Source organism: Dokdonia ponticola, assembly GCF_042653865.1.
Classification (GTDB): Bacteria; Bacteroidota; Bacteroidia; order Flavobacteriales; family Flavobacteriaceae; genus Dokdonia; species Dokdonia ponticola.
The window spans coordinates 1-5,033 of the sequence record NZ_JBHSFV010000034.1 but is presented as its reverse complement, the minus strand read 5'-3'; the positions used below and the strand labels follow the sequence as shown (position 1 = coordinate 5,033).

The window sequence follows — 5,033 nt, the reverse complement described above, 5'->3', positions numbered from 1 at the left end:
TCCAGCGGATGATGTGATGGATGATACGGCGACCACACCAGAGGATACGCCAGTAGACATTGCGGTATTAGATAATGATACCTTCGATCCAACGGCAACTATAGAAGTAACCGATGTCACGGATCCAGCTAATGGAACAGTGACCATCAACCCTGATGGCACGGTCACCTATACACCAGATCCTGATTTTAATGGTACGGATACCTTTGAGTATACCGTCACCGTCACGAATCCAGATGGAAGTACCACCACTGAAACCGCTACCGTAGTAGTCACTGTGACTCCAGCGGATGATGTGATGGATGATACGGCGACCACACCAGAGGATACCCCGGTAGATATTGCGGTATTAGATAATGATACCTTTGATCCAACGGCAACTATAGAAGTAACGGAGGTAACAGATCCAGCCAATGGAACAGTGACCATCAACCCTGATGGCACGGTCACCTATACACCAGATCCTGATTTTAATGGCACGGATACCTTTGAGTATACCGTCACCGTCACCAATTCAGATGGATCAACCACCACTGAAACGGCAACAGTCACAGTCACCGTGACTCCAGCGGATGATGTGATGGATGATACGGCGACCACACCAGAGGATACGCCAGTAGATATTGCGGTATTAGATAATGATACCTTCGATCCAACGGCAACTATAGAAGTAACGGAGGTAACAGATCCAGCTAATGGAACAGTGACCATCAACCCTGATGGCACGGTCACCTACACGCCAGATCCTGATTTTAATGGTACGGATACTTTTGAGTATACCGTCACCGTCACCAATTCAGATGGATCAACGACCACTGAAACGGCAACAGTCACAGTCACCGTGACTCCAGCGGATGATGTGATGGATGATACGGCGACCACACCAGAGGATACGCCAGTAGATATTGCGGTATTAGATAATGATACCTTTGATCCAACAGCAACTATAGAAGTAACGGAGGTAACAGATCCAGCTAATGGAACAGTGACCATCAACCCTGATGGCACGGTCACCTACACGCCAGATCCTGATTTTAATGGTACGGATACTTTTGAGTATACCGTCACCGTAACGAATCCAGATGGAAGTACCACCACTGAAACCGCTACCGTAGTAGTCACCGTGACTCCAGCGGATGATGTGATGGATGATACGGTGAGTACAGATGAAGATACTCCAGTCAATATCGATGTGTTGGATAATGATAATTTCGATCCAACGAGTGATGTGGAAGTGACTGATGTAACGGATCCAGCTAATGGAACGGTAACAATTAATGGTGATGGCACCGTGACATACATTCCAAATCCTGATTTCTGTGGCACTGATACGTTTGAATATACAGTAACAGTGACCAATGCAGATGGATCAACAAGTACAGAGACGGCTACGGTAACAGTAGAAGTTGCTTGTATTGATGATGTGATGGATGATACGGTGAGCACAGATGAAGATACTCCAGTCAATATCGATGTGTTGGATAATGATGATTTTGATCCAACGAGTGATGTGGAAGTGATTGATGTAACGGATCCAGCAAATGGAACAGTGACCATCAATCCTGATGGCACCGTGACATACATTCCAAATCCTGATTTCTGTGGCACTGATACGTTTGAATACACAGTAACAGTGACCAATGCAGATGGATCAACAAGTACAGAGACGGCTACGGTAACAGTAGAAGTTGCTTGTATTGATGATGTGATGGATGATACGGTGAGTACAGATGAAGATACTCCAGTCAATATCGATGTATTGGATAATGATGATTTTGATCCAACGAGTGATGTGGAAGTGATTGATGTAACGGATCCAGCGAATGGAACAGTGACGATTAATGGTGATGGTACAGTAACGTATATTCCAGATCCTGATTTCTGTGGTACTGATACGTTTGAGTATACGGTAACAATTACCAATGCAGATGGCTCTACAAGTACAGAGACGGCTACAGTAACAGTTAGTGTTGCTTGTATTGATGATGTGATGGATGATACGGTGAGTACAGATGAAGATACTCCAGTCAATATTGATGTGTTGGATAATGATGATTTTGATCCAACGAGTGATGTAGAAGTAACCGATGTAACGGATCCAGCGAATGGAACAGTGACCATCAATCCTGATGGCACCGTGACATACATTCCAAATCCTGATTTCTGTGGCACTGATACGTTTGAATACACAGTAACAGTGACCAATGCAGATGGATCAACAAGTACAGAGACGGCTACGGTAACAGTAGAAGTTGCTTGTATTGATGATGTGATGGATGATACGGTGAGTACAGATGAAGATACTCCAGTCAATATCGATGTGTTGGATAATGATGATTTTGATCCAACGAGTGATGTGGAAGTGACTGATGTAACGGATCCAGCTAATGGAACAGTGACCATCAATCCTGATGGCACCGTGACATACATTCCAAATCCTGATTTCTGTGGCACTGATACGTTTGAATATACAGTAACAGTGACCAATGCAGATGGATCAACAAGTACAGAGACGGCTACGGTAACAGTAGAAGTTGCTTGTATTGATGATGTGATGGATGATACGGTGAGTACAGATGAAGATACTCCAGTCAATATTGATGTGTTGGATAATGATGATTTTGATCCAACGAGTGATGTAGAAGTAACCGATGTGACGGATCCAGCTAATGGAACAGTGACGATTAATGGTGATGGTACAGTAACGTATATTCCAAATCCTGATTTCTGTGGTACTGATACTTTTGAGTATACGGTAACAATTACCAATGCAGATGGTTCGACAAGTACGGAGACAGCCACGGTAACAGTTAGTGTTGCTTGTGTTATTGATGTCATGGATGATTTTGAGACTACATTAGAGGATACCCCAGTAAATATTAATGTCCTCGACAACGATACTTTTGAAGGTACTGACAATGAAGTAATAAGTGTAACTGATCCAGCGAATGGAACAGTGACAATCAATCCTGATGGAACCTTAACGTATATTCCAGATCCTAATTTCTGTGGTACTGATACCTTTGATTATACGGTAACAGTCACCAATGCAGATGGCTCTACGAGTATCGAGACCGCTACGGTAACGGTAGAAGTTATTTGTATTACAGAGTCTATAGAGATTACAAAGACAAGTGTATATGACCCTGTAACAGGAATTATCACATATACGTACACTGTTGAAAATACAGGAGAGGTAACCGTGTTTGACATTGTTGTAACAGAAGACGCCTCTACTTTTACTGGGACAGGTATATTACCAGTGCCAATATATGAAGCAGGAGGAACAGATGAAGATGGCGAAGCAGATGCTTTTGATTTATTACCTGGAGAGTCGCTTACGTTTACTGCAGATTATGTGGTTACACAAGAGGATATCGATAACGGTACTATAGAGAATCAAGCTTCAGCTAGCGGATTCGAAGAAAATGGAACTTCGGTAGAAGATACAGCTTCAGATGATGGTGATGATACAGATGGAAATACAGAAGATGATGTAACTGTTACAGATGTGTCAGATGTGCCAGACCTTCAAGGAAATATCGACCTTGAAAAGATGGCAGAAGTTATTGATGTGAATGGAAATGGTATTATAGACGCAGGTGATGAGATTCTATATACATTTACAGTTACTAATAACGGTGATCTAGATCTTACTGGAATTACGATTACAGATGATATTGTAACAGTAAATGGCGGACCTATAGATCTAATAGCAGGCGCTAGTGATTCAACGACATTTACAGCAGTGTATGTTATTACACAAGATGATGTAGAGGCTGGTGAAGTTGTGAATATCGCTATTGCGGAAGGAACCGATTCTGATGGTAATACCATTACTGATATCTCTGATGATCCTGATGATACTACCAATGTTGACACGGATAATGATGGGGATTTTGAAGATCCTACGGTAACAATTATACCTCAATTACCAAGCATTGAATTAATCAAGGTAGGAGTGTTTGTAGATGTAAATGCCAACGGATTTGCAGATGTTGGTGATGAGATTCAATATACATTTACGGTAACCAATACTGGAAACGTAATTATAGAGGGTATAATAGTAACTGATGATCAGGTCACTGTAATAGGAGATCCAGTAGATCTCTTGCCTGGTGAAAGTGCGGATTTTACAGCAATTTACATTATCACTGAAGAAGATATAGAAGCAGGAGAAGTTGTAAATACTGCAACAGCGATTGGATTAGATAGAGCAGGAGTTGTTGTGACTGATATTTCTGATGATCCTACAGACACAACTGATGTTGATGTTGAAGGTGATGGTGATGCAGATGATCCAACAGTGACTATACTTGATACTAGAGAACCGCCTACAGATGAAATAGTAGTGCACAACGGTATCTCCATAGGAGAAGATGGAGTTAATGATGTATTCACTATCACAGGCATTGAAAACTTCCCAGATAATAATGTAAAAATCTTTAATAGATGGGGTGTATTAGTATATGAAGCCGAAGGGTACGGTCAAAATGGTAAAGTCTTTAGAGGTTTATCAGAAGGACGTGCTACGATAAGTCAAGATAAATTCTTACCAGTAGGAACCTATTACTGGACATTGGAATATGTTGACGGTAGTGGACAAACGCGAGCAAGTGCAGGTTACTTATATATTCAAAGATAAATTCTCAATTTTCAGGCGCTCAATGCGCCTGAAAATTATAATAGAAACTTTTTTATGAAAAATCATATTGTTTTTATCAGTTCATGTCTCTTGGCACTTTTAAGTGTGTATCAAGTGAATGCACAACAAGATCCACAGTATTCACAGTACATATACAATACGGTGGCTATTAACCCGGCCTATGCTGGTAATAGAGGAGTTACAAGTATTGTAGGATTACACCGTAGTCAGTGGGTCGGTCTTGATGGTGCGCCTCGTACTCAGAGTTTAAGTATTCATTCTCCTATTTCAGAGAGTAAAGTTGGATTAGGTTTATCGATTGTAAATGATGCACTAGGTCCTTCTCAAGAAACCTACATTGGTGTAGATTTTAGTTATACAATCGATA

2 protein-coding genes are annotated in these 5,033 nt (G+C 41.4%); both read left to right on the top strand.

The window, feature by feature from the left end; all coding sequences use genetic code 11:
• Nucleotides 1-4,645 (top strand): Ig-like domain-containing protein (locus ACFO3O_RS22450; RefSeq protein ID WP_379983063.1); only part of this gene is annotated, 4,645 nt, incomplete at its 5' end.
• Between the two features lie 54 nt (nucleotides 4,646-4,699).
• A partial coding sequence (locus tag ACFO3O_RS22445; protein WP_379983062.1) for a PorP/SprF family type IX secretion system membrane protein occupies nucleotides 4,700-5,033 on the top strand: 334 nt, incomplete at its 3' end.